Below are 2,220 nucleotides of genomic sequence, written 5' to 3' on the forward strand. Positions count from 1 at the left end.
TTAACAGACTGGGATTGTTTTTGAATAGCGTTAAGGGCATCTTCAGCCGTTAACTTGCCCTCCAGCATTCTCTTGCGGAGATCACCAATCGATATTCCAAGTCCAGACGCAATCTGGCGAGCAAGCTCTGGCATTTGCTCAAGGATGGAGTTGAACTCTTCGGCTCGTACTGTGCCGCCGGCGATTGACTGCCCGAACTGGCGAAGTGCGTTAGCCATTTCCTCTGAGGATGAACCACCGATAGTGCCTATCTTTTGAAGCGTCGAAGTAAGCGCAAGGATCTGAGAGTTAGTTGCACCAGCGCTTTTTAATGCTGTGGTCAGTGATTCCCACAAACGCTCTGTTTCAGAAAGGCTATTACCTGTTTGTGATGCAATAGCTGAAAGAGCTGACATAGTCTCTTTCGCTGTATCAATACTTGGACTAAGCCTGGTGATCCTGGACTGCAAGGTAGCCATCTCATCACCAATCGCAATGAGTTTTTTAGCTGCATCGATGGTGAAAGCTGCGGCAATCGCCACCCCTACCTTATTGAGCGCACCCTCAAAACGTCCTACAGACCGAGAGGTTGAATCAAACTTACCCTCCATCTGGTCTAAACATTTATTTACCTGCTTCTGAGCCTGAATAAGGCCTGCAACATTAGCCTCAATGTCGTAATAAATCTCACCCGCTTTTTCAGCCATCATTAGCTCCGGCAATAAAAAACCCGCCGAAGCGGGTTAACTTTTTCTTTTTGAGGACTTTTCGCGCTCAATCATTTCCTGCCAACGGCGATCGTCATCGTCCATAACCGCGTCATATTCTTCTCTGGTGAAGCCTTTCTGGTCTGGGTATTTGGCGTTAAGCATCATGGCGAATTCGGTCATGGTAAGGTTTTCAGCCTCTTCCCTGCTGATCCCGAAATGGTTGCGCGCCGCCATGATGTATTCAGTCGCGTGAAACTCCGGCGTCGTTTCCTTGCTTTCGTGCTTCTGCAATTTACGAACCTTGGCTCTGCCGATAACACCATGCATGATCAGCGACTGCGCTATCAGAATAAGGTTCTCAGGCGGAAGCGCGCCGCGGTGCCATACGAATGTGCGCCGTCCAGTGCGTGATGGCTCATGCCAGCCTGTCAGCTCTGAAACTTCCTCTTCACAGCAGGACTGAATGACGTTAATAGCCGAGAGTAATGCCTCACGCACAAACGCGGCAGAGCCTGCTGCATCAAGTGCCCAGCGTGGCAGCGAAACGTCACCGATATAGTGGGCGTAAAATCTGCGCTGATGCTCTGGTATCGCACTGTGAATTTCGCGCGCCGCCTCAAGCATCTTCGCCACGTCGTCATTGAACAGCGAATAGAAGGTGCGGACGATATGCTCTGGTTCACCGATCCGCGTCATGTTACGGAACGATGGCCGGAAGAAATATTCCCGCTCTCCAGCACCAATCATGCACTCGCCAATCTCTTTCAAGGGTGTCATATCGTTCTCCATAACCAGTATCAAGGGCAGCACGCCGCCCTTTGTAGTGATTACGGCGCGGCTGTCACGGTAACAGCGCAGGTATCGGTGAAGTCACCGTCAGCAGTGGTAGCCGTAATAGTCGCGGTGCCGGCGGAGACGGCCGTTACCAGGCCGGTTGAGCTGACAGTGGCGATAGAGGCCGCCGAAGTCGTCCAGGTTATCGCCTTGTTAGTCGCATCGGTTGGCTGAACTGCGCCGCTCAGCTGCTGGGTTGCGCCAACGACCAGGGAAGCAGTTGCAGGGGTAACTTCGACGCCAGTGGCCGCGATGGAATCAGCGACTTCAAACACGACAGTGTCGGCGTCGTAGACCTTCCACTCGCCGGAGAAAGTGGAGATATCGTTGGTACCGAAGTCACCAGACCATGAAGTGGTGTTCATGTAGCCCTGGATATAAGTACCGGCGTTCTCACCAGCAAAGTCGAACCGCACCCACAGGTTAGGCTGACGGCCTGCCTGCACTTCGTCAAAGATGTACTTCGACAGACGCCACGCGCCGATCTCGTTATCTTTATCAGACTTGCGAAACTCCCCTTCGCCGGAGATCGTCAGATCCATGTTGTTGACCAGGTTCTCCACCAGCCCTTTAGCATCATCTGCCTCGGAGTTGATGGTGTTCATCGAATAGTCGATGCCCTTTGTCGTCATAGCGCCGAGACGCTTCCACTCGGAAAGCGCTGGCACTGCATCGGGGCAGCCAAAGGCCATGCGTA

General features: G+C 52.7%; 3 protein-coding genes. All 3 read right to left on the reverse strand.

The window, feature by feature from the left end:
* Window positions 1-686, reverse strand: a 686-nt coding sequence (locus ACOTZF_RS25120; RefSeq protein WP_421636235.1) for a tape measure protein, incomplete at its 3' end; no start/stop codon positions are given.
* Between the two features lie 36 nt (window positions 687-722).
* A complete protein-coding gene (locus ACOTZF_RS25125; RefSeq protein WP_421636236.1) occupies window positions 723-1,466 on the reverse strand; it encodes a DUF6246 family protein in 744 nt (247 codons plus the stop codon).
* 50 nt (window positions 1,467-1,516) lie between these two features.
* Window positions 1,517-2,220 (reverse strand): Ig-like domain-containing protein (locus ACOTZF_RS25130; protein ID WP_421636237.1); only part of this gene is annotated, 704 nt, incomplete at its 5' end.

It is taken from the genome of Enterobacter cloacae complex sp. SHL021 (assembly GCF_049237765.1).
In the GTDB taxonomy this organism is placed as follows: Bacteria; Pseudomonadota; Gammaproteobacteria; order Enterobacterales; family Enterobacteriaceae; genus Enterobacter; species Enterobacter cloacae.